General features: G+C 47.0%; 20 protein-coding genes and 1 pseudogene. 16 read left to right on the forward strand and 5 right to left on the reverse strand.

The annotated features are described in order from the left end of the window. Positions 1–1,237, reverse strand: a 1,237-nt coding sequence (gene sstT, locus BKD12_RS04600; protein WP_070088151.1) for a serine/threonine transporter SstT, incomplete at its 3' end; no start/stop codon positions are given. A 283-nt stretch (positions 1,238–1,520) separates the two neighbouring features. Here sstT and tdh point away from each other — a divergent pair. The 6 genes from tdh to BKD12_RS04630 all read left to right on the forward strand — a co-directional run bounded on the left by tdh (position 1,521) and on the right by BKD12_RS04630 (position 9,711). After that, a complete protein-coding gene (gene tdh, locus BKD12_RS04605) occupies positions 1,521–2,582 on the forward strand; it encodes an L-threonine 3-dehydrogenase (RefSeq protein ID WP_070088286.1) in 1,062 nt (353 codons plus the stop codon). 53 nt (positions 2,583–2,635) lie between these two features. Then, entirely contained in the window at positions 2,636–3,832 is a 1,197-nt protein-coding gene (locus BKD12_RS04610) for a glycine C-acetyltransferase (protein ID WP_070088152.1), read from the forward strand. A gap of 120 nt (positions 3,833–3,952) precedes the next feature. Continuing rightward, positions 3,953–4,720 (forward strand): transposase, encoded by a 768-nt coding sequence (locus BKD12_RS04615; protein ID WP_070088153.1) that lies wholly within the window; start codon positions 3,953–3,955, stop codon positions 4,718–4,720. A 132-nt stretch (positions 4,721–4,852) separates the two neighbouring features. Further along, complete coding sequence (locus BKD12_RS04620) at positions 4,853–6,241, forward strand: aminopeptidase (RefSeq protein ID WP_070088154.1); 1,389 nt, start codon at positions 4,853–4,855, stop codon at positions 6,239–6,241. Positions 6,242–6,401: 160 nt separating this feature from the next. After that, entirely contained in the window at positions 6,402–9,026 is a 2,625-nt protein-coding gene (ppdK, locus tag BKD12_RS04625) for a pyruvate, phosphate dikinase (protein WP_070088155.1), read from the forward strand. 106 nt (positions 9,027–9,132) lie between these two features. Further along, positions 9,133–9,711 (forward strand): YgjV family protein, encoded by a 579-nt coding sequence (locus tag BKD12_RS04630; RefSeq protein WP_070088156.1) that lies wholly within the window; start codon positions 9,133–9,135, stop codon positions 9,709–9,711. A 102-nt stretch (positions 9,712–9,813) separates the two neighbouring features. Here the strand turns inward: BKD12_RS04630 and BKD12_RS04635 are convergent. Continuing rightward, a pseudogene (locus BKD12_RS04635) lies at positions 9,814–10,968 on the reverse strand (FprA family A-type flavoprotein); the annotation flags it as partial. Between the two features lie 102 nt (positions 10,969–11,070). Further along, complete coding sequence (locus tag BKD12_RS04640) at positions 11,071–11,391, reverse strand: DMT family transporter (protein ID WP_070088158.1); 321 nt, start codon at positions 11,389–11,391, stop codon at positions 11,071–11,073. A gap of 226 nt (positions 11,392–11,617) precedes the next feature. On the opposite strand from BKD12_RS04640, the gene cysK reads away from it, so the two are divergent. From cysK to BKD12_RS04690, 10 genes are all read left to right on the forward strand, one after another. Then, positions 11,618–12,544: a cysteine synthase A gene (cysK, locus tag BKD12_RS04645; protein WP_070088159.1), complete on the forward strand. Its 927-nt coding sequence runs from the start codon at positions 11,618–11,620 to the stop codon at positions 12,542–12,544. 34 nt (positions 12,545–12,578) lie between these two features. Then, positions 12,579–12,953 (forward strand): diacylglycerol kinase family protein, encoded by a 375-nt coding sequence (locus tag BKD12_RS04650; protein WP_070088160.1) that lies wholly within the window; start codon positions 12,579–12,581, stop codon positions 12,951–12,953. Between the two features lie 28 nt (positions 12,954–12,981). After that, on the forward strand, positions 12,982–13,332 hold the full coding sequence (locus BKD12_RS04655; protein WP_070088161.1) for a phasin family protein: 351 nt from the start codon (positions 12,982–12,984) through the stop codon (positions 13,330–13,332). Beyond that, positions 13,319–14,908, forward strand: coding sequence for an ABC1 kinase family protein (locus tag BKD12_RS04660; RefSeq protein WP_070088162.1), 1,590 nt, complete (start codon positions 13,319–13,321; stop codon positions 14,906–14,908). Before BKD12_RS04655 ends, BKD12_RS04660 begins: the two co-directional genes overlap by 14 nt. A 14-nt stretch (positions 14,909–14,922) precedes the next feature. Continuing rightward, entirely contained in the window at positions 14,923–15,438 is a 516-nt protein-coding gene (locus tag BKD12_RS04665) for a transcription repressor NadR (RefSeq protein WP_070088163.1), read from the forward strand. Positions 15,439–15,449: 11 nt separating this feature from the next. After that, positions 15,450–16,298: a putative manganese transporter gene (locus BKD12_RS04670; RefSeq protein WP_070088164.1), complete on the forward strand. Its 849-nt coding sequence runs from the start codon at positions 15,450–15,452 to the stop codon at positions 16,296–16,298. A gap of 82 nt (positions 16,299–16,380) precedes the next feature. Next, a complete protein-coding gene (locus tag BKD12_RS04675) occupies positions 16,381–16,809 on the forward strand; it encodes a DUF6465 family protein (RefSeq protein ID WP_070088165.1) in 429 nt (142 codons plus the stop codon). A 453-nt stretch (positions 16,810–17,262) separates the two neighbouring features. Further along, entirely contained in the window at positions 17,263–17,994 is a 732-nt protein-coding gene (locus BKD12_RS04680; RefSeq protein WP_070088166.1) for an ABC-2 transporter permease, read from the forward strand. Between the two features lie 108 nt (positions 17,995–18,102). Then, positions 18,103–19,707 (forward strand): phosphoenolpyruvate carboxykinase (ATP), encoded by a 1,605-nt coding sequence (pckA, locus tag BKD12_RS04685; RefSeq protein WP_070088167.1) that lies wholly within the window; start codon positions 18,103–18,105, stop codon positions 19,705–19,707. Positions 19,708–19,778: 71 nt separating this feature from the next. After that, on the forward strand, positions 19,779–20,606 hold the full coding sequence (locus tag BKD12_RS04690) for a PHP domain-containing protein (protein ID WP_070088168.1): 828 nt from the start codon (positions 19,779–19,781) through the stop codon (positions 20,604–20,606). 93 nt (positions 20,607–20,699) lie between these two features. Here BKD12_RS04690 and feoB read toward each other — a convergent pair whose 3' ends face one another. Then, complete coding sequence (gene feoB / locus BKD12_RS04695; protein WP_070088169.1) at positions 20,700–22,742, reverse strand: ferrous iron transport protein B; 2,043 nt, start codon at positions 22,740–22,742, stop codon at positions 20,700–20,702. Further along, positions 22,735–22,968 (reverse strand): FeoA family protein, encoded by a 234-nt coding sequence (locus BKD12_RS04700; RefSeq protein ID WP_070088170.1) that lies wholly within the window; start codon positions 22,966–22,968, stop codon positions 22,735–22,737. The genes feoB and BKD12_RS04700 overlap by 8 nt, the downstream gene beginning before the upstream one ends. Positions 22,969–23,024: the final 56 nt, after the last annotated feature.

Below are 23,024 nucleotides of genomic sequence, written 5' to 3' on the forward strand. Positions count from 1 at the left end.
TGTTTGCGTAGTGCTCTGGATTGATCCGGCGGTCGCGGAAGTCTGCGATTGCTGTGTACAGAACGTCTGTAGAAGAGTTAACGCCTGTCTCACAGGAATCCTGGATTACACCGATGATGAATCCGACACCGACTACCTGCATGGAGATGTCATTCGGGATACCGAACAGACTACATGCCAGCGGGATCAGAAGCAGGGAACCGCCTGCAACACCGGAAGCTCCGGCTGCACTGGCTGCTGCCAGTACGCACATGATCAGTGCACTGCCGACGGAAACGTGGATATCCAGGGTGTTGGCTGCTGCCAGTGCCATGGTAGAAATGGTGATTGCCGCACCAGCCATGTTTACGGTAGCGCCAAGAGGAATGGAGATAGAGTAGGTATCTTCATCCAGGCCAAGTCTTTCGCAAAGCTTCATGTTAACAGGAATGTTCGCAGCGGAGCTTCTGGTGAAGAACGCAGTGATAAAGCTTTCCTTCAGACAGGTAAAGATCAGTTTGAACGGGTTCTTGCGGATAAACAGGAACACGATGATCGGGTTTACAATGAATACAACAGCGGCCATGGTTCCAACCAGTACCAGGATCAGACGTCCGTATCCAAGGAGAACGGAAAGTCCCTGTTCGGAAATGGTGGTGAAGATCAGGCCCATGATACCGAACGGTGCACAGCTGATTACCCACTGTACGGCGATGGATACTGCATCAGAGATGTGCTCCAGTGCATTTTTGGTTCCTTCGCCTGCGCCTTTCAGAGCAACACCAAAGATGATAGCCCAGAACAGGATACCGATGTAGTTTGCCTGTACGATGGCATTTACCGGGTTGTCAACCAGGTTCATCAGAAGGTTGGTTAAGACTTCGGTCACGCCGCTCGGAGGAGCAACATCACTGGTGTCTGTATTCTCGGTAAAGGTCAGGGTGATCGGGAATACGTAGCTTGCTGCTACGGCACAGGCTGCTGCAAGAATATTGCCGGCCATGTACAGGATTACGATCACTTTCATGTTGGTCTTCTGTCCCTTCCCCATGTGGCAGAGCGAGCTCATAACCAGGAAGAATACCAGTACGGGAGCGATGCCTCGAAGGGCGCCTACGAACAGGTCTCCGAGAATCGAAATTCCGGATGCCTGCGGAACAACAAGTCCAAGGATGATACCAATGATCAATCCACAAATGATACGTTTGACCAGACTGATGCTGTTCCATTTGCTAATGATGTTTTTAACTGTTTGCATCTTTTCTCGCAGATATTTCGCATCACAATATCTGCATCCTCTCTTTCTTTTAGATTTTGGATTTTGGTCCCCCAATATGTAAATAATGCTAAATATTATTATACGAGAAAACAAAAGATTTGTAAATAATAACTTATGTGGGTGAGCGTATGTACAAAAAAATGAACAAATTGTACACATAAATCGTCATCAATCCATTGTACATAGCAAAAATGAATGATATAATAACAACGATAAATATATAAGAATCGTCTGGGGAGACGAAGATATGGGAGGTATCAAGATGAGTGAGAAAAATGATGGATTGATGTGGGCGCTCGTAAAGGAAAAGCCAGAAGAAGGGCTTTGGATGAAAAGGGTACCGATTCCGGAGGTTGGACCGAATGATGTAAAGATTAAGATCCACAAAACGGCAATCTGCGGAACGGACGTACATATCTGGCAGTGGAATGACTGGGCTCAGCATACAATCCCGATCGGCCTGACAGCAGGACATGAGTATGTAGGAGAAGTCGTAGAAGTGGGATCTGGTGTCAAAGGTTTCCAGATTGGAGACCTGGTTTCCGGAGAAGGACACATTACCTGCGGAAAGTGCCGGAACTGTCTTGAAGGCCACAAAGAAAACTGTAAGGATGCCAAAGGTGTGGGCGTGAACCGCAATGGAGCATTTGCGGAATACCTGGTAATCCCGGCTTCAAATGTATGGCCGTGCAATCCTAACATTCCGGAAGAGATGTATGCTATTTTTGATCCGTTTGGAAATGCAACTCATACTGCTCTTTCCTATGATGTATTGGGAGAGGACGTGCTGGTAGCAGGTGCAGGCCCGATCGGTATCATGGCAGCGGCAATCGTTAAATTTGCAGGCGCAAGACACGTGGTTGTAACAGACTTTAACGAGTATCGTCTGGAGCTGGCGAAGAAGCTTGGTGCAACAAGAGTAGTAAATCTTGGAAAAGAAAAACTTCCGGATGTAATGAAAGAGATCGGAATGACGGAAGGTTTTGATGTGGGACTTGAGATGTCCGGATCACAGGCAGCACTTCATGATATGATCCATAACATGAAGCATGGTGGAAAGATTGCTCTTCTGGGACTGCAGAGAACAGATGCTACCGTGGATCTGGAAACCGTGATCTTTAACGGACTGAACCTGCGCGGTATTTATGGAAGAAAAGTATGGGATACCTGGTACAAGATGTCCACGATGCTGCAGGCCGGACTGGACATTTCCGATATTATTACCCACCACTTTGACATCAAAGACTTTGCGAAAGGATTTGAAGCAATGATATCTGGTGAATCCGGAAAGGTTATCCTGGACTGGGCACATATTAATGATTAAAAGATGAATGGAATCGGAACATTAATTAAATTAAGAAAGAAGGACGACAAAAAATGGCTCGTAAAGATGATATTTTAGGAATTTATGCGAAAGAAGTGGAAGGCATCAAGGAGGCCGGCTTATTCAAGGGAGAGGCGCCGTTTGTATCTCCACAGGGCGCAAAGGTAAAAATGGAAGACGGAAGAGAACTCCTTTGCATGTGTGCCAATAACTATCTGGGACTGGGCGACAGCCCGCGCCTGATCGAAGCGGCGAAAAGAACCTACGATGAAAAGGGATATGGTGTTGCTTCCGTACGTTTTATCTGTGGTACACAGGATATCCACAAAAAGCTGGAGAAAAAGATCTCCGATTTCCTGGGAACCGACGATACGATCCTGTATTCCTCCTGTTTTGATGCAAACGGCGGTCTGTTCGAAACAATTCTGACAGCAGAAGACGCTGTTATCAGTGATGAACTGAATCATGCTTCTATCATTGATGGAGTTCGTCTGTGCAAGGCAAAACGTTATCGCTATAAAAACAATGATATGGAAGACCTGGAGGCTAAGTTAAAAGAGGCTGACGAAGCAGGTGCGAGAATTAAACTGATCGCTACGGATGGCGTATTCTCTATGGACGGAATCATTTGTAATCTGCAGGGCGTATGTGACCTGGCGGACAAATACAATGCACTGGTAATGGTAGATGATAGCCATGCCGTTGGATTTGTAGGAAAGACCGGTCGTGGAACACCGGAGTACTGCGGTGTACAGGGCCGTGTAGATATTATCACAGGTACTCTTGGAAAAGCGCTGGGTGGAGCGTCAGGCGGATACACATCCGGACGCAAGGAAATTATCGATCTTCTGCGTCAGAGAAGCCGTCCGTATCTGTTCTCCAACTCTCTGGCACCAGCTATCGCAGGCGCCAGCATCGAGCTGTTCGATATGCTGGATGAAAGCACAGAGCTTCGTGATCACCTGGAAGAAGTTACTGCATACTACCGTAAAGAGCTGGTAGACAACGGATTTGATATCATCCCGGGAACACATCCATGCGTTCCGGTTATGCTGTACGATGAAAAAACCGCAGCAGAATTTGCAAGCCGGATGATGGACAAGGGCGTATATGTAGTAGCTTTCTCCTATCCGGTAGTACCGAAGGGAAAAGCAAGAATCCGTACACAGGTATGCGCAAGCCATACAAAAGAAGACATCGATTTCATCGTAAAATGCTTCAAAGAAGTAAGAGAAGAGATGGGATTGTAAGAAAAACGGGGACGTACACTTTTTGCAAAAGTGTACGTCCCCAATTGGCAAATAGGGTGTCCCCAATTGAAAAACCCCCTGTCCCCAATGCAGTTCTGTTTTTTGTAAAGGGGGAATTAAATGCCGAGAAAAGGACGCCGCGAGAGCGGCACGATGTTCTATCATGTGATCGTAAAAGGGATCAATAACGAAAAAATCTATCATCAACAGCGTGAGAAAATCTATTTTAAAAAGAAAATTTTAAAGTATCTGAAAAAGTATGATGTTGAACTCTATGCATACTGTATCATGTCTAATCATGCACATCTGATCATCAAAGCAGAATTCCCGGTTTTATCCGCATTTATGGCTGTAGTTTTAGCAGAATATGCAGTATATTACAATTTTAAGCACCGTAGAAACGGACATGTTTTCCAAAACAGATTTGTGAGCGAATGTATCGAAACGGAAGCGTATTATTGGAACTGTCTGAGGTATATCCATATGAATCCTGTTAAGGCAAATATGGTAAAAGAGCCGGTTCGCTACAGGTATAGCAGCCTTGTAGAATATAAAATGGACACACCCGGCATGATTCATGCTAATGCACTGATAAGATATAAAGATAATTTCAATGATTATAAACAGTTCGAGACATTTCACAAAGAAAGACATTTGGAAATATTTGCCGATGTCAGTGAAGAAGTCATGTCCCAGAAAAAAGAAGCGGCGACACTTATCGCGGAGCAGGTGTTTGAGGAGTATCCACTGCAGCTATTTATCCAGGTTTTTGAAGAAAAAGAAGTAAAAAAAGTGTATATATCCCGGTTGGTGAAGATACTAAAGATATCAAAGAAAGAGGCAGAAAAAATCTGCAATGCTATATTAAACGACATACAGAATAGCTAGAAAGACGGGGAGTCGCAGTCGGGGACACCCTGCGAGCCAAAAAGGGACAGGGGAAAATGCAAATGGGGACGTAGACCTTTTGCAAAAGTGTACGTCCCCTGTTATACTGTTGTCAGAAAGGAGCTGTAAAAAATGGACAGAGAAAATGTATGGAAATCCTACACTTCCGAGCAGCAGGATCAGCTGAACCAGGTGAACGAAAAATACAAAGTGTGCCTGGATGCCGGAAAGACGGAGCGGGAGTGTGTAAAGCTTGCAAAGGAGGAGGCAGAGAAGGCGGGCTATGTAAGCCTGGAGGAAGCGAAAGCGCCGCTGAAAGCCGGGGATAAGATCTATGCTGTAGGCATGGACAAGAGCATTGCCCTTTTCCAGATCGGGAATCAGCCGTTGGAGGCGGGGATGAACATTCTGGGGGCACACATCGATTCACCAAGAATCGACGTGAAGCAGAATCCGTTGTATGAAAATGAGGAGTTTGCCTATCTGGACACCCACTATTACGGGGGAATCAAAAAGTATCAGTGGGTGACACTTCCGCTGGCGCTTCACGGCGTTGTGGTGAAAAAGGATGGCACAGTCATCGAAGTGAATATCGGCGAAAAGAGTGAGGACCCGGTATTTGTAATCACGGACCTTCTGGTACACCTGGCAGCCAAGCAGATGGAGAAGAAGGCGGGGGCGGTGATCGAAGGCGAGAAACTGGACCTTCTTTTCGGAAGCCGTCCGCTGGAGCAGGCAGAAGACCTGGAAAAAGAGGAGAAGGAAGCGGTGAAGAAAAACGTGCTCCGGATCCTTGAAGAATACTATCACATGGAGGAAGAAGACTTCGTATCTGCAGAACTGGAGATCGTGCCGGCCGGCAGTGCCAGGGACTGCGGAATCGATCGCAGCATGATCCTGGCTTACGGACAGGACGACCGAGTATGCGCCTTTACATCTCTGTTTGCGATGTTGGATACAGAGGCGCCGGAGCGCACAGCATGCTGTATTCTGGTGGATAAGGAAGAAATCGGCAGCGTAGGTGCGACGGGGATGCATTCCCGATTCTTTGAAAACGTCATTGCGGAGCTGGTGGCATTGGAGGGTCAGGAATCGGAGCTTAAGGTACGAAGAACGCTTCAGAACTCGAGAATGCTCTCGTCAGACGTCAGTGCGGCTTATGATCCGATGTATGCAGAAGTATTTGAAAAGAGGAGTTCCGCTTTCTTTGCCAAAGGACTGGTGTTTAACAAATTTACCGGAAGCCGCGGAAAGAACGGATCCAATGATGCAAATGCGGAATATCTGGCCAGGATCCGCCGTGCGATGGATCAGGATCAGGTGGCCTATCAATTTGCGGAGCTTGGCAAAGTGGATGCCGGCGGAGGCGGCACCATTGCATATATCATGGCAAATTACGGCATGGAAGTGATCGACAGCGGCGTAGCCGTTCTGTCTATGCACGCGCCCTGGGAGGTAACCAGCAAAGCGGATGTATACGAGGCGTACAAGGGTTATATGGCCTTCCTGAAAAATATGTAGAATGAGGGATGTCTGCCGGGATGCAAAAAACGGAGCAAAACCCGGCAGAATCAAAGTAAAACAAAGGCTGTAACATTGTTAAAACTCTTGACGAATACTGGCAAAACCAGTAAAATAAATGTGCGACTTAGAAAAATTTAGTTTAGGAGGTCATGACAAAATGGCAAAATGGGTGTATATGTTCACCGAAGGTAATGCAAACATGAGAAACCTTCTTGGTGGCAAAGGCGCAAACCTTGCTGAGATGACAAGCCTGGGACTGCCTGTTCCACAGGGATTCACTGTTACGACAGAAGCTTGTACTCAGTATTACGAGGATGGCAGACAGATCAATGACGAGATCATGGGACAGATCATGGAGGCCATGACGAAACTGGAAGAAATCACAGGAAAGAAATTTGGGGATAAAGAAAATCCGCTTCTTGTTTCTGTTCGTTCTGGTGCAAGAGCTTCTATGCCTGGAATGATGGACACGATCCTGAACCTTGGTCTGAATGAAGAAGTTGTTGAGACTCTGGCAGCTGCATCCGGTAATCCGCGCTGGGCATGGGACTGCTACAGAAGATTTATCCAGATGTACTCCGACGTTGTTATGGAAGTCGGCAAGAAATATTTCGAAGAGCTCATCGACAAGATGAAAGAAGAAAAAGGCGTAACACAGGATGTAGAGCTGACAGCAGAGGATCTGAAGACTCTGGCAGGACAGTTCAAGGCTGAGTACAAGGAAAAAATCGGTGCAGATTTCCCGTCAGACGCAAAAGAACAGCTGATGGGTGCTGTAAAAGCTGTATTCCGTTCCTGGGACAACCCGAGAGCAAATGTATACCGTCGTGACAATGATATCCCGTACTCCTGGGGAACTGCTGTTAACGTACAGATGATGGCATTTGGTAACATGGGAGATGACTGCGGTACAGGTGTTGCATTTACACGTGACCCTGCAACCGGAGAAAACGGACTGTTCGGAGAATTCCTGACCAACGCGCAGGGCGAGGACGTAGTTGCCGGAGTTCGTACTCCTATGCACATTTCCGAGATGGAAGATAAGTTCCCGGAGGCGTTTGCACAGTTCAAAGAAGTGTGCAAGACTCTGGAGACACACTACAGAGATATGCAGGATATGGAGTTTACTGTTGAGCACGGAAAACTGTACATGCTGCAGACAAGAAATGGTAAGAGAACTGCAAAGGCTGCTCTGAAGATCGCTTGTGACCTGGTAGACGAGGGCATGAGAACAGAAGAGGAAGCAGTAGCAATGATCGATCCGAGAAACTTAGATTCCCTGCTTCACCCGCAGTTTGATGCAGAGGCACTGAAGAAGGCTACGCCGATCGGAAAGGCTCTTGGCGCTTCTCCTGGAGCTGCATGCGGTAAGATCGTATTTACAGCAGATGACGCTGTAGAGTGGGCAGAAAGAGGAGAGAAAGTTGTCCTGGTTCGTCTGGAGACCTCTCCGGAAGATATCACCGGTATGAAATCTGCACAGGGTATCCTGACAGTTCGTGGCGGTATGACTTCTCACGCTGCCGTTGTTGCACGTGGAATGGGTACCTGCTGTGTATCCGGATGCGGCGACATTGTAATGGACGAAGCAAATAAGAAATTTACACTGGGTGGAAAAGAATTCCACGAAGGAGATGCACTTTCTCTGGATGGATCCACAGGAAACATCTATGACGGCATCATCCCGACAGTAGACGCTACCATCGCTGGTGAGTTCGGACGTATCATGGCATGGGCAGACAAGTACAGAAGACTGAAAGTACGTACTAATGCAGACACACCGTCTGACGCTAAGAAGGCTGTTGAGCTGGGAGCAGAAGGTATCGGTCTTTGCCGTACCGAGCATATGTTCTTCGGAGAAGGCAGAATTGATGCGTTCCGTGAGATGATCTGCTCCGAGACAGAGGAAGAAAGAGAAAAGGCTCTTGAGAAAGTTCTTCCATATCAGCAGGGAGACTTCGAAGAACTGTACGAAGCTCTGGAAGGAAATCCGGTAACCATCCGTTTCCTGGATCCGCCGCTTCATGAGTTCGTTCCGACTGAGGAAGAGGACATCAAGAAACTGGCTGAGGCTCAGGGCAAGACTGTTGAGCAGATCAAAGCCGTTATCGACAGCCTGCACGAGTTCAACCCGATGATGGGTCACCGTGGATGCCGTCTGGCCGTTACTTATCCGGAGATCGCAAAGATGCAGACAAGAGCTGTCATCCGTGCGGCAATCAAAGTTCAGAAGGCTCATCCGGACTGGACCATCAAGCCGGAGATCATGATCCCGCTGGTTGGCGAAGTAAAAGAGCTGAAGTATGTTAAGAAATTCGTAGTTGAGACTGCAGACGCAGAAATCGCAGCTGCAGGCATCGACCTGAAATACGAAGTAGGTACCATGATTGAGATCCCAAGAGCTGCTCTGACAGCTGACGAGATCGCAAAAGAAGCTGACTTCTTCTGCTTCGGTACCAACGACCTGACACAGATGACATTCGGATTCTCTCGTGATGACGCAGGAAAATTCCTGAACGCATACTATGATGCAAAGATTTACGAGAACGATCCATTTGCAAAACTGGATCAGACAGGTGTTGGCAAGCTGATGAAGATGGCAATCGAGCTTGGAAAATCTTCCAACCCGAACATGCACCTTGGTATCTGCGGCGAGCACGGTGGAGATCCGTCCTCTGTTGAGTTCTGTGATGGACTGGGACTGGACTATGTTTCCTGCTCACCGTTCCGTGTACCGATCGCAAGACTGGCAGCAGCTCAGGCAGCGATCAACAACAAATAAGTATTATTACTTTGATGAAAAGGGATCCGCAAGGCCAGTCTTGCGGACCCCTTTTTTGGCGTTATATAGTATCGCGAAAGAAACAATCAGGATATCCGTTGACAAGATGAGTTGGAAGTATATAATAAAAAATTGGTGGGATTTAAGATTAAAAGAATCAGGAGAGGAAGATTATGCAGCAGATCATAGTGGGAAATATCATATCGTTTGCGGCGGCCGTCATGCTTTTTTAGGATGCTGCACGACTGACACCCGGAAAATCTACGGATACCAGATTGCAGAAAACGGAATACTCTGTCTGTCATCTCTGGTGTTTGGATCCTATTCGGGGTTGGTAACTTTGTCTCTGGCTATTTTCCGGAATGTTCTGTTGATGAAAGATCAATATACCAGGAACTGGATGATCGGGCTTAGTATCCTGATCACTGCCGGCGGGGTTCTGGTGAATACAAAAGGTATTGTAGGGCTGTTCCCGGTGCTGGCTACTTTAATATGGACCATCGCTAACTATTATTTTCGTGATGTGTTCTATGTTAAGATCTTTTTGCTGATCAATATCGCTCTTTGGACCATTTACTTTTTTGTGATCTGGGACTTTTCCTCAGGAATTGCCCAGGTGGTGATGGGGATGATCTGTGTGATATCCCTTTACCGGATTTCTGCGCGCAGAGTCAGTCATACATAAAGCGGCAAAAATTTTATAGGATCTGACAGGACGAGTTCTGAAAATAAAAATCCCTGGCTGAACCGAAGTGGATCGGTACAGTCAGGGATTTGTTTTTTGTTACTGGCAAAGTTCCTTTGCCATCGCCTCAATCTGGGCGCGGCTGTCGTCGTTCAGAGCAGATTTGATGGTTACTGACGTGTCAAGCCAGGTAATATTTTTGCTCTTTTCGAACATTCCTTTCATGATCTTTACAGCCAGCGGAGCCCAGGAGCCATTTTCAATCAGGCCGATGGTACGGTTCTGGTAGTTCCGCTCGGTCAAGTGATCAATGAACTGCTTCATGAAGGGGAAGATGTCCGCATTGTAGGTAGTGGTGGCAAGAACCAGCTTGCCATAGCGGAAAGCGTCTTCCACGGCCTCGGTCATTTCGTCTCTGGCAAGATCGCATACGACCACTTTAGGGCACCCGTTTTCTTTCAGCCTGTCTGCCAGCAGGCAGGCAGCGGCCTTGGTGTGTCCATAGACGGAAGTGTAAGCGATCATTACGCCTTCAGACTCCACTGCGTAGGAAGACCAGATGTTGTATTTTTCGATATAGTGTGCAAGGTTGTCTTTTAAAACGGGGCCGTGAAGCGGGCAGATGGTCTGGATATCCAGTCCGGCAGCTTTTTTCAGTACGTTCTGTACCTGGGCTCCGTATTTGCCTACGATGCCGATATAATAGCGGCGTGCCTCGCAGTCCCAGTCCTCCTCCACATCCAGGGCTCCGAACTTGCCGAAAGCATCGGCGGAGAACAGAACCTTGTCGGTGCTGTCATAGGTCATCATGACCTCCGGCCAGTGCACCATGGGGGCAAATATAAAATTCAGTTCGTGAGCGCCCAAAGAAAGAGTTGCTCCGTTCTCTGCTGTCAGTGCATGATCTGCAAGGTCCAGGTCAAAAAACTGGCTGATCATAGCAAAAGCCTTTGCAGTAGCTACTACCGTAGTGTCTGGATAAGCTTCCAGGAAATGCCTGATGCTGGCGGAATGATCCGGCTCCATGTGCTGGATGACGAGATAATCAGGTTTTCTGCCGCCTAATTCGGTCTCCAGGTTGCGGAGCCATTCCTGAGTAAAGTTGATGTCTACAGTGTCCATAACGGCGATTTTCTGGTCCAGGATCACATAAGAATTATAGGCCATTCCGTTTGGGACCGGATACTGCCCTTCAAAAAGATCGATCTGGTGATCGTTGACTCCGATATAGCGGATCGTGTCTGTAACTGAAACCATGCTGCAAAATCTCCTTTCATTCTATAAAAAGTATCTTGTTATCTCTGGTAACATTATATTCGATAAAAAAGAGAAAGCCAAGTATAATATTTGATACATGCGCTAATGTCCGGAAGTAGCCTTAAGACCGATGATTCCGATCAGGAGCAGTGCTACGAACATCAGACGCAGCGGAGAAACCGATTCCTTGAACAGAAGGACGCCTACGATCACGGCGCCCAGAGCACCGATTCCTGTCCAGATGGCGTAAGAAGTGCCAAGGGGCAGTGTTTTAGTAGCCTGGGACAAAAACAGGAAGCTGAAGATCATGCCAATAACGGTGAGGATTGAAAATCTCAGCACACTGAATCCTTCAGATAATTTCAGGCAGGTAGACCAGAACACTTCAAGGCCGCCTGCGACAATCAGATATACCCATTCCATAATTTTCTCCTTTCATATACCGGATGACATAAGAAAAAGCGTCAGAGCTGTATCTTCAATGGCCTACGATACAGAACATGGCGCTTCGATTACCCGGCGGTAAATAAACAAATCTCAAGTTTTCGAATATAATTTAGCAAATAGAATTGCCTTTGTCAATGTTTTGGTCTATATTTTAAAGAAAGAATATTTTCACAGGTATTTTTAAAGTAAGGAAGGTAAGAATATGATATACCATGACGTTTTGGAAGCAGTAGGGAATACGCCGCTGATCCGGCTGAACCGTATGACCGGCCCGGAGGATGCAGAGGTGCTGGTGAAATTTGAGGCAGTGAATGTGGGAGGTTCTATTAAGACCCGGACTGCGCTGAATATGATCCAGACAGCAGAAAAGGAAGGGAAGATCCGCCCGGATACGATTATCGTGGAACCAACCAGCGGCAACCAGGGAATTGGCCTGGCTCTGATCGGGGCAGTAAAAGGGTACCAGACAAAAATCATTATGCCGGACTCGGTTAGTGAAGAGAGAAGAAAACTGGTGCAAAACTATGGAGCAGAAGTGATCCTGATCCATGATGAGGGAAATATCGGCGCATGCATTGAAAAATGTATGGAGACTGCGCTTCAGATGGAAAAGGATGACCCAAGAGTCTTTGTTCCGCAGCAGTTTGCCAATGAAGCCAACAGCCAGGCGCACAGAGAGCAGACCGGGCGTGAGATCCTGGAGCAGGCGGGAAAACCGATTCATGGCTTTTGCTCCGGCATCGGCACAGGGGGTACCATTACCGGCGTGGGAGAGGCTTTGCGGGAAAAGAATCCGGATATTCTGATCTGGGCCATTGAGCCGGAACACGCCGCGATCTTATCGGGAGGAACCGTTGGAACCCATATTCAAATGGGAATCGGTGATGGAGTGATCCCGGAGATCCTGCATCAGGATGTGTATCAGGAGATCGTCATCGTTACAGACGAAGAGGCCCTGAGGACGGCAAAAGACCTGGCGGCGAAAGAAGGACTGATGTGCGGGATTACCGGCGGGACTCACGTGGCAGCAGCTCTTAAGATGGCCAAAAAGCTTGGAAAAGGGAAGACGGTAGTTACCATTCTTCCCGATACAGCGGAACGGTATTTTTCTACGGAACTGTTTGATTAGCAGGGAAGAAGATTGCAAAAGAGCAGGTGAAGTTATGAAACGAGAGAAAAAACCGCCATTTCTGAAAAGCTTTGGCTATGCGTTTGAGGGAATCCTGACCGGGATCCGCAAGGAAAGAAACATGAGGATCCATACGGCGGCGATGATCCTTGTGGTGCTGGCGGGAACGATCCTTGGCCTGTCGGCCGTGGAGTGGTGCATCTGCCTGATTCTGTTTGGGCTTGTCATGGCACTGGAACTGGTTAATACAGCCGTGGAGGCTGTGGTGGATCTGGTGACGGAGGAGAAAAAGCCCCTGGCAAAGGTGGCAAAGGACACGGCGGCAGGCGCCGTACTGATTGCGGCGATTATGGCGGCGGTCATTGGCTGCATCATATTTCTGCCGAAGCTTTTGGCGTATGTGGTATAAACAGAAGTTTGAAAGGAGAAGATCGAATATGGAAAACTTTAGCGATAACATTAAAAAGGTGCTGCTTGCAGGGATCGGTGCAGTGGCGGTGACAGGAGAAAAATCCAAAGAGCTTTTAGATGAAATGGTGAAGAAGGGTGAACTGACGGTAGAACAGGGAAAGGCCCTGAATGAGGAGCTGAAGCACAACATCAAAAAGACGATGAAAGAAAAGGTGAATGTATCCGTAAAGGCATCGTCGCCGGAAGAACTGGACACTCTGCTGGACGAGATGACACCTGAGCAGCTTAGGCTTTTAAAGGAGAGGATTCTGGCAAAAGAAGAAGGCGGCAGCCAGGAAGGAAAGGAAGACAATAAGGAAGAACATGCAGAAGAATAAAGATGCATCCACAGCACATAAGAGCAGGCTGCGGGAGATTACTGCAGTACTGAAAAAGCACGGGATCACAAGAGGCGTGACACCGGAAAAGCTTCGGCTGATCCTGGAGGATCTTGGACCTACTTTTATCAAGATCGGGCAGATCATGTCCATGCATTCGGATATTCTTCCCAAGCGGTATTGTGATGAATTGATGCGTCTGTGTTATGATGTGGCACCCATGCCTTTTAAAGAGGTGACGGAAGTCATCGAGGCGGCATATGGGTGTCCCTTCTTTGACGTATTTTCGGAGATTGACGAAAAGCCGCTGGGATCAGCATCCATTGCACAGGTGCACAGGGCGATGCTTCTGGATGGCTCAAGGGTAGTGGTGAAGGTTCAGAGAAAAGATATCTATGAGACCATGGCCCGTGATATTGCACTGCTCCACAAGGCGGTAAAACTGGTGCCTCCGGTAAGCATCAAGGGAATGGTTGACCTTGATATGGTTTTGGATGAACTTTGGGCCGTGACGCGCGAGGAGATGAACTTTCTCACGGAAGCAGCCAATATGGAAGAGTTTGCCAAAAACAATCAGGATGTGGCCTACGTGGATGTCCCGAAGATCTATCAGGAGTATACCACCATGCATGTGCTGGTGATGGAATATGTGGACGGCTGCGAGATCAGCGACAAGGAATACCTGACGGAAAACGGATATGACTTAAAAGAGATCGGAAGCAAGCTGGTTGATAACTATATCAAGCAGGTGATGGACGATGGATTTTTCCATGCGGATCCTCATCCGGGCAATGTGAAAATCCGGGATGGAAAGATCGTGTGGATGGACATGGGGATGATGGGGAGACTGACTGACCGGGACAGAGAACTGATCGGCCAGGCGATCCAGGGAATTGCCATGAACGACATCGGAATTATACAGGATGTGGTGCTGGAGTTAGGAGAGTTTAAGGAGCGGCCTGATCCGAGTGTATTGTATGAAGGAATCAGCGGCCTGATGAGTAAATACGGGACACTGGAGCTTGGCCAGATTGATATTGCAGAGGTGATGATGGATCTGATGGAAGTCATGAAGGAAAATAAAATCATCATGCCCCATGGTCTGACTATGCTGGCAAGAGGTCTGACTCATATGGAAGGCGTCCTGGCGGATATAGCTCCGGAGATCAATATCATCGAGATTGCCTCGCGGCATATGGCGGGCAGATATCTTCTGGGAAGAAACTGGAAGAAAGAATTAAAGAACAGCGGGAAAACTATTTTCCGATCCATACATAAGGCGCTGAATATTCCCGGGCTCGTGTCGGATATGCTGCACGGGTATATGAAAGGACAGGTGAAGGTGAATCTGGATCTTCACGCCTCGGCAGAACTGGAGCGGCTTCTTCGGAGGCTGATCCGCAATATTGTTATGGGACTTTGGGTCATGGCACTGCTGATCAGCTCCAGTATCATCTGTACCACGGATATGAAGCCAAAGATCATGGGAATCCCGGCCCTTGGAGCTTTCGGGTATATGATCGCCTTTATGATCGTGATGTATGTGTTCCTGAAGCATATTTTCTCAAAAAAATAAAGGGAGGAGCTTTTATGACAGGAGCGGACAGAAGAAAAGATATGGTCCGGCGGATCAGGGAAAGCGCCCGTCCGGTGCCGGGAGCAGCACTGGCAGCCTGCTATCAGGTGAGCCGTCAGGTAATTGTACAGGATATTGCGTTATTGCGCGCCGCGGGGCTGGATGTGATCTCTACAAACCGGGGATATATCCTGAATGAGCCAGTCGCTGCGTCCAGGGTGCTGAGGGTATGCCATACTGATGAACAGCTGGAAGAGGAGCTTTGCACAGTGGTAGATCTGGGAGGATGTGTGAAAAATGTCATTGTACATCACCGGATATACGGAGAACTGGAGGCGGAGCTGAATATCCGTTCCAGAAGGGATGTAAAAAATTTTCTGGAGGACTTAAGAAGCGGAAAGTCCAGTCCGCTGAAGAATATTACTTCCAATTATCATGATCATCTGATCATGGCAGACAGTGAGGAGACACTGGATCTGATTGAAGATGCATTGGAAGAAAAAAAGATGCTTGTAAGAGATGACTCATAGAAAGGAAGAGGATGGAGCTTTTATTTCATACAGTTGAACATGCGTTTATAGATTGCCTGAGGATGCTGCCGTTTCTGTTTGCGGCATTTCTTCTGATTGAGGCACTGGAACATTATTCGGGCAGGCTGATCACTAAAGTGATGCAGAAGATCGGGCGTGCAGGCCCGATAGTCGGGGCCGCTGTCGGGTGCGTACCGCAGTGCGGCTTTTCGGTGATGGCTGCCAATCTTTATGCGGGAGGCGTTATCTCTGTCGGGACATTGCTGGCTGTTTTTCTGGCAACGTCTGATGAGGCGGTGCTGATCATCTTGGGAAATCCGGGGCGTGCAGGTGAAGTGGGGATGCTGCTGGGTGCAAAAGTGCTGATCGCTGTCATCGGAGGGTATGCGGCGGATTTGTTTTTGAAAGAAAGGCTGTCATCAGAGAAAAGCTGTGGAAATCTGTGTGACCACTGTGGATGCCATGAAGCGCATGCAGGGATTCTTATGCCTGCCTGGCGGCATACCTTCCGTCTGTTTGCATATCTATTCATTTTCACATGGATTCTGAATCTTGTGATAGAAGTTTTCGGGATTGAGGGGCTGTCAAGAGCGCTCCTGGGGGATAGTGTATTTCAGCCGGTCATTGCCGCGCTGATCGGGCTGATTCCCAACTGTGGTGCATCTGTGATTCTGACACAGCTGTATCTTAGCGGGGCAATCTCTTTTGCGTCGGTAGTGGCGGGGCTATGCACCGGAGCCGGGGCAGGGCTGATCGTGCTTTTTAAAGTGAACCGGAACAGGATTGAAAACATAAAAATCATGATTGTGCTGTATTTTATGGCAGTTGTCGCAGGATTGTTGTTGCAGTTTGTCAATTGATTCACAATTGCATTTTTATATGAATGTGGTATAATAATTCAGGACTAAGTGTTAGACTTGGTGAGATTGAGGAGGAATTATCATGGCTACAAAAAAAGCAACCACAGAAACTAAGAAAACCGAAACTGTGACAAAGACTGCAGCTCAGCCGGTAAAGACCACCGCAAAAGCAGACTCCGTAAAGACAGCAAAGGCAGAGCCAGCTAAGACTCCTGCAGCAAAAACGACGACAGAAAAGACTGTAACAGAAAAAGCGGCAAAAACAGTTGCAAAGAAGACGACACCGAAGAAATCCGCGGCAAAAAAAGAAATCAAGGTTAATGCGGTCGTGGAATATTATGGACAGCAGATGGATGAGAAGACGATCATCGCAAATGTAAAGAAAGCATGGACAAAGTCCGGCAGAAAAGTCGGAGAGATCAAGACCATGGATTTGTACATAAAGCCGGAAGAGAGTGCGGTATATTATGTGATCAACGGAATTGACACAGGAGCAGTCGCACTGTTCTAAGCGATGGTTCAGGTCGGGCGCCCGAGGGAGGGCGCTCTTTTTTTATAGACCGGCGTTATGCCGGATTTTTGTGAAAAATCTGTTTGGCATTTAAAGTCCCGGGAATTTATACAGATATTTTAGTTCTTTTCAAAAAATATATTGACAAAATAACTGATACGTATTAATATTAAAACATAAATAAAGAACATAATTAAAAGACAGATAAATGTTTTGATTGTTTTTTATTTAAATCTTACGGAAAGGAAGGTACGGACCACCAAAAGCATAAGTGAAAAGGTCTTTACTAAAAAGAGGTAAGGAAATGATCGAAGAATCAAAGTAGAGATGGGTGTCATTTGAGAATATATCATTGATACCCATCTTTACTGTTGCCAATTTTACTGGTATAATAAGAAAAATACTATTTGGAGTATAGAGAACATAAGAATAAGGGTTAAAGGAGAATCAAAGATGGAACAGATGACAAACATACAAGATCAGTTAAACCAGATCCTGAATGGACAGCCAGGGGAGCTTTTGTCTGCAGCCGGAACCCAGGCGGCGTATGGAGCGCTGGCCGCAGCTGTTGTTGTGGGACTTCTGGTCTGCTTTTTCGGGCTTAAGCTGGTCCGGATCCTGGGAACCTTGATGGGATTTTTCGCAGGTGCTGCAATCGGTGCTGCGGCGGGTCTGATCATCGGGCTTGAAGGAATGGCTTTTGCGGGAATCGTTTTAGGAGCCGGGATTGTTTTTGGTTTACTGTCCTGGTTTTTATACCGGGTCGGAGTGTTCCTGTTGGTGCTGGCACAGGTAAGCGGACTTGTGCTGACGCTGCTTCCGGGTTCCTGGATATCGGCTGTGGTGGCTCTTGCAGCGGGGATTATAGTTGCGATTCTTTCGGTTATCTATGTGGAGCCCTTTGTAATCATAGTGACGGGGATTTATGGAGGACTGACAGCCGGAACAAATATAGCTGCGCTGGCGGGACTCGATGCAATGACGTGGAGTGGAATCGGGATTGTAATCGGTGCGGTGATCGCAGTGATAGGAATAATTGTTCAGTTTATGATGCATTCCAGGAAGGTCGGGAAGAAAGAGCGGAATTACTCGAAAAAGGTGAAAGAGCAGGATTCTATGGAGTCTGAAGTGGAAAAAGCAAGACACCTTCTGGATGACGACGATGATGACGATTTGCAAGATTAGAGTTTAAAACTTGCAAAATGAAAGTTTTATTGTTGCTTTTTTGACAATTATCCTGTATAATGTGAAAGAATTGAACTATACTATAGAAAGAAAGAGGTTGAGCGTAACATGTCAAAGATCGATTTAACAAAGTACGGTATCACCGGAACAACAGAAATTGTTCACAATCCTTCCTACGAAATGCTGTTTGAGGAGGAAACAAATCCGAATCTGGAAGGTTTTGACAAAGGACAGGTCAGTGAACTTGGCGCGGTCAATGTTATGACCGGTATTTACACAGGCCGTTCTCCGAAAGACAAATACATTGTTATGGATGAAAACTCCAAAGACACGGTATGGTGGACTTCCGACGAGTACAAAAATGATAATCATCCAGCTTCACAGGAGGCATGGGATGCGGTAAAGGCAATCGCTCAGAAGCAGCTCTCCGGAAAGAGACTGTTTGTGGTAGATGCTTTCTGCGGTACCAATAAAGATACGCGTATGGCGATCCGTTTTATCATGGAAGTGGCATGGCAGGCTCACTTCGTTACAAATATGTTTATCCGTCCTACCGCAGAGGAACTGGAAAGCTTTGAGCCTGATTTTGTAGTTTACAATGCATCTAAAGCAAAAGTAGAAAACTACAAGGAATTAGGATTAAGATCTGAAACAGCGGCAATGTTCAATATTACCAGCCGTGAGCAGGTTATTGTCAATACCTGGTACGGCGGAGAAATGAAGAAAGGTATGTTCTCTATGATGAACTATTACCTGCCGCTGAAAGGTATTGCATCTATGCACTGCTCTGCAAACACAGATCTGAACGGAGAGAATACAGCAATCTTTTTTGGACTTTCCGGAACAGGAAAGACTACACTTTCTACTGATCCGAAGAGACTGCTGATCGGCGATGACGAACATGGCTGGGATGATAATGGTATTTTTAACTTTGAAGGCGGATGCTATGCAAAGGTTATCGACCTGGATAAAGAATCAGAGCCGGATATCTATAATGCCATTAAACGTAATGCATTGCTGGAAAATGTAACATTGGATGAGAATGGAAAGATTGATTTTACAGATAAGAGTGTGACAGAGAATACACGTGTATCTTATCCGATCGACCATATTGAAAAGATTGTACGTCCGGTATCTGCAGCACCGGCAGCGAAGAATGTGATCTTCCTGTCCGCAGATGCGTTCGGCGTGCTGCCGCCGGTTTCTGTATTAACGCCGGAGCAGACAGAATATTACTTCCTGTCCGGATTCACCGCAAAGCTTGCGGGAACCGAGCGTGGTATTACAGAACCGACACCGACCTTCTCCGCATGCTTCGGCCAGGCGTTCCTGGAGCTGCATCCGACCAAATATGCGGAAGAACTGGTAAAGAGAATGAAAGAGAGCGGAGCAAAGGCATATCTGGTAAATACCGGATGGAACGGAACCGGAAAACGTATCTCTATCAAGGATACCCGTGGTATTATTGATGCGATCCTGGACGGCTCCATCTTAAATGCTCCGACGAAGAAGATCCCATACTTTAATTTTGAAGTTCCGACAGAGCTTCCGGGTGTAGATCCGGCAATCCTGGATCCGCGTGATACTTATGCAGATGCTTCTGAATGGGAAGCTAAAGCAAAAGATCTGGCTGCAAGATTTATTAAGAACTTCAAGAAGTACGAGAGTAACGAGCTTGGTAAAGCACTTGTTGCTGCCGGGCCTCAGGAATAAAAAATTTCCCCGGCTTTCGGCCGGGGATTTTTGCCTTAATATCTTACCTTGATCATAAAGGAGGCATACCAATGAAGCTGGATATGCATTGTCATGTAAAAGAGGGCTCTCCCGACAGTAAGGTGCCGCTGGATGAGTATATTACCAAATTGAAAGAGCATGGTTTTGACGGGATGCTGATCACGGATCACGATACTTATAAAGGGTACCGCCATTGGAAGTACAACATGAAGGGAAAAGTACATGAGGATTTTGTGGTCCTGAAAGGAATAGAATATGATACCTGTGACGGGGGACATATTCTCTGTATTATGCCGGAAGGGGTCAAAATGCGGCTTTTGGAGCTTCGCGGACTTCCGGTGACCGCTTTGATCGATTTTGTACACCGGCATGGAGGTATTTTAGGACCTGCACACCCATGCGGGGAAAAATATTTAAGCTTCACAAACACGAAGAAGTATTATAAAGCTCCGGAGATCATGAAGCGCTTTGATTTTATTGAGGCGTTTAATGCCTGCGAATCAGAGGAGTCCAATGAATGTGCCATGAAGCTGGCAAAGAAATATAAAAAGCCGGGAATCGGAGGGAGCGATGCTCATAAAATTGAATGCGTATCTATGGGGTATACAGAACTTCCGGAATATGTAACTTGCGAGACGGAACTGATCTCGCTGATACGCCGGAAAGTTCCGATTCAGGCTGGTGGTACGCTATATGGAAAAACAACCAGGGAAAAGATGGGAAAGGCAGGAAAAATTCTGACCTACTCCTTCTGGTTTTATAATAAGGGAGGAGAATTATTAAGGCGTAGAAAACGTAAGGTAAAGGGCGAAGTGGAAAATCCTCCGTCGCCTATTGATCCTATTGAGATTCCGTATCTGCAGAAACATCAGCAGTAGGGTAACAAATGGGGACGTACACTTTTTGCAAAAGTGTACGTCCCCATTTGTAAAAGTGGGTGTCCCTTTTTGCATTTGCCCCTGTCCCCTTTGTCAGAATAACAGAATCAAATGATAGACCAGAGCACTCATGACCCAGGCTGTCAGAAGCTGGTAAAGGATAATGCCGAAGGTGGCTTTCCAGCTGTGGAGTTCCCGGTGCATGGTGGCGATGGTAGCGGTGCAGGGAATGTACAGCAGACAGAATACCATCAGTGCATATGCATTGGCTGCGCCGAATCCCATAGTGGCCAATGTGGCGGCCATAGCGTTCATTCCGTGAGAAGTAGTGATATTCTGGATGCCGAACAGTACACTGCAGCTGGAAACTACTACCTCTTTTGCGGCAATGCCTGATATCAGGGCGACGATGATCTGCCAATAGCCAAGACCCGCCGGTTCAAACAGCGGCACTGCCATTTTTCCAATCAGAGAGCCGAAGCTCTGGGTGATATCAGTAACATAACCGGTGGGGCCGAAATTCAGGATTCCCCACATGATGACGGAGGCGATGAAGATGACGGTACCGGCCTTCGTCAGATAATCCTTAATTTTCTGCCATACATAAATAGCAATGGTACGTGCATTGGGCGATTTATATTCTGGCAGCTCGATCAGAAGAGAATGGGATACCTTGCTGCCGTCAATTCTGGATAAAATGAAAGCTGTGGCAATGGCCACCAGAATTCCCAGCAAATACATGGAATAGCATACCAGCATGGCGTTTTTTCCAAAAAACATGGACGAAAATAAAACATAAATCGGAAGTCTTGCGCTGCAGGACATAAATGGTGTGACCAGAATCGTTTTAAACCGGTCTTTAGGATCCTCCAGAGTCCGGGATGCCATAACTGCGGGGACAGAGCATCCAAAACCGAGAAGGAGCGGCAGAAAAGCCCGTCCGGAAAGCCCCAGCTTATTCATGATGTCGTCCATGACAAAAGCGACTCTTGACATATATCCGCTGTCCTCCAGGATAGCGAGTGCCAGAAACAGGATAAAGATATTCGGAAGGAATGTCAGGATTCCGCCGACACCGGATATCACACCGTCCAGAATCAGAGACTGAAGCATGGCATTTACATGGAGACCAGAAAGAAAATCGCCGGCGGAGCCGGAAAACATTTCCAGCACAAGCTCGAAATATCCTTTTAGCCAGTCGCCGATGGCGAAGGTCAGGAAAAATACCAGGGCCATAATTCCGAGAAAAATAGGAAGTCCAAGAAACCTGTGGGTCAGGAAATAGTCAACCTTATCTGTGAAAGCAGCCTTTTGGGATTTGTTTACCAGCACCTCTCCAATGACTTCTTCAATAAAATCGTATTTCTGGTTTATGATTTCTTTTTCATAGCTGCGGTCAGTAATACCGGATAAGTCTACGGGATATTGGCTGATTACATTTTGATCAGCTTCCAGAAACTTGATGGCATACCAGCGTTTATTTTCCATCTCCGGATATTTCTTGGTCAGTTGAACGATAATAGCATCGATTTTATCTTCGATTTCGTCATGGTATACCATAGCATATTCTGCATGATGATCATGGCGGTGGGAAGTATGCAGCCCCGGATGGTGATGGATCAGCGGACCCTGAGAGGCAAGCTCCTTGTGGTGGGCTACTGCGTGCATCAGAATAGAGAGCCCCGTCTTTTTCCTTGCAGAGACCGGTATTGCGGGGACTCCCAGCATTTCCGGCAGACGGTGCAGGTCGATCTCCATACCGCGCTCTTCTACGATATCCATCATGTTTAGGGCAAGAACGACTGGCTTCCCGAGTTCCAGAAGCTGAAGTGTCAGATAAAGATTCCGCTCCAGGCTGGATGCGTCAATAACGTCGACAATGACATCGACTTCATCGCTCATGATACATTCCCTGGACACGGTTTCTTCCATGGAATAGGAGGTCAGGCTGTAAATGCCGGGAAGGTCAATGAGACGAAATTCCTGTCCCTGGTAATAAGCAGTTCCTTCCTTTTTTTCTACGGTAACACCGGGCCAGTTGGCAACCTTTAGGTTGGCGCCGGTAAAAGCGTTAAATAGAGTGGTTTTCCCGCAGTTGGGATTCCCGATAAATCCCACATTAATAACATTACTCATGAGGATTCACCTCCGAAACAGTGATCTGCTCGGCAATCTGGCGCCCCAGCGCAAATCTGGCACCTCTGAATCTGGCAGTCATGGCGCCTTTCTTTTCATTATTTATGACCGTGATCAGTGAACCATCCGTAAGCCCCAGAGCTTCCAGCCGGCGTTCCAGATCTAGGGAAGTGTGGATGGCTTCTACCCGGTAGGTCTGATTACTTTTTCCTTGTTTTAGTGTCATTTGTGTCATCTCCTGTGTAATTGATAATATTTATCATTAGCAAAAAGATTATATCA

It is taken from the genome of Merdimonas faecis (assembly GCF_001754075.1).
GTDB classification, from domain to species: domain Bacteria; phylum Bacillota; class Clostridia; order Lachnospirales; family Lachnospiraceae; genus Merdimonas; species Merdimonas faecis.

What these genes read in the sequence shown, in the direction of transcription:
- tdh (WP_070088286.1), top strand. Translation starts at nt 1,521, where the DNA reads ATGAGTGAGAAAAATGATGGATTGATGTGGGCGCTCGTAAAGGAAAAG.
- BKD12_RS04610 (WP_070088152.1), top strand. Translation starts at nt 2,636, where the DNA reads ATGGCTCGTAAAGATGATATTTTAGGAATTTATGCGAAAGAAGTGGAA.
- BKD12_RS04615 (WP_070088153.1), top strand. Translation starts at nt 3,953, where the DNA reads ATGCCGAGAAAAGGACGCCGCGAGAGCGGCACGATGTTCTATCATGTG.
- BKD12_RS04620 (WP_070088154.1), top strand. Translation starts at nt 4,853, where the DNA reads ATGGACAGAGAAAATGTATGGAAATCCTACACTTCCGAGCAGCAGGAT.
- ppdK (WP_070088155.1), top strand. Translation starts at nt 6,402, where the DNA reads ATGGCAAAATGGGTGTATATGTTCACCGAAGGTAATGCAAACATGAGA.
- BKD12_RS04630 (WP_070088156.1), top strand. Translation starts at nt 9,133, where the DNA reads ATGAGTTGGAAGTATATAATAAAAAATTGGTGGGATTTAAGATTAAAA.
- BKD12_RS04640 (WP_070088158.1), bottom strand. Translation starts at nt 11,391, where the DNA reads ATGGAATGGGTATATCTGATTGTCGCAGGCGGCCTTGAAGTGTTCTGG.
- cysK (WP_070088159.1), top strand. Translation starts at nt 11,618, where the DNA reads ATGATATACCATGACGTTTTGGAAGCAGTAGGGAATACGCCGCTGATC.
- BKD12_RS04650 (WP_070088160.1), top strand. Translation starts at nt 12,579, where the DNA reads ATGAAACGAGAGAAAAAACCGCCATTTCTGAAAAGCTTTGGCTATGCG.
- BKD12_RS04655 (WP_070088161.1), top strand. Translation starts at nt 12,982, where the DNA reads ATGGAAAACTTTAGCGATAACATTAAAAAGGTGCTGCTTGCAGGGATC.
- BKD12_RS04660 (WP_070088162.1), top strand. Translation starts at nt 13,319, where the DNA reads ATGCAGAAGAATAAAGATGCATCCACAGCACATAAGAGCAGGCTGCGG.
- BKD12_RS04665 (WP_070088163.1), top strand. Translation starts at nt 14,923, where the DNA reads ATGACAGGAGCGGACAGAAGAAAAGATATGGTCCGGCGGATCAGGGAA.
- BKD12_RS04670 (WP_070088164.1), top strand. Translation starts at nt 15,450, where the DNA reads ATGGAGCTTTTATTTCATACAGTTGAACATGCGTTTATAGATTGCCTG.
- BKD12_RS04675 (WP_070088165.1), top strand. Translation starts at nt 16,381, where the DNA reads ATGGCTACAAAAAAAGCAACCACAGAAACTAAGAAAACCGAAACTGTG.
- BKD12_RS04680 (WP_070088166.1), top strand. Translation starts at nt 17,263, where the DNA reads ATGGAACAGATGACAAACATACAAGATCAGTTAAACCAGATCCTGAAT.
- pckA (WP_070088167.1), top strand. Translation starts at nt 18,103, where the DNA reads ATGTCAAAGATCGATTTAACAAAGTACGGTATCACCGGAACAACAGAA.
- BKD12_RS04690 (WP_070088168.1), top strand. Translation starts at nt 19,779, where the DNA reads ATGAAGCTGGATATGCATTGTCATGTAAAAGAGGGCTCTCCCGACAGT.
- feoB (WP_070088169.1), bottom strand. Translation starts at nt 22,742, where the DNA reads ATGAGTAATGTTATTAATGTGGGATTTATCGGGAATCCCAACTGCGGG.
- BKD12_RS04700 (WP_070088170.1), bottom strand. Translation starts at nt 22,968, where the DNA reads ATGACACTAAAACAAGGAAAAAGTAATCAGACCTACCGGGTAGAAGCC.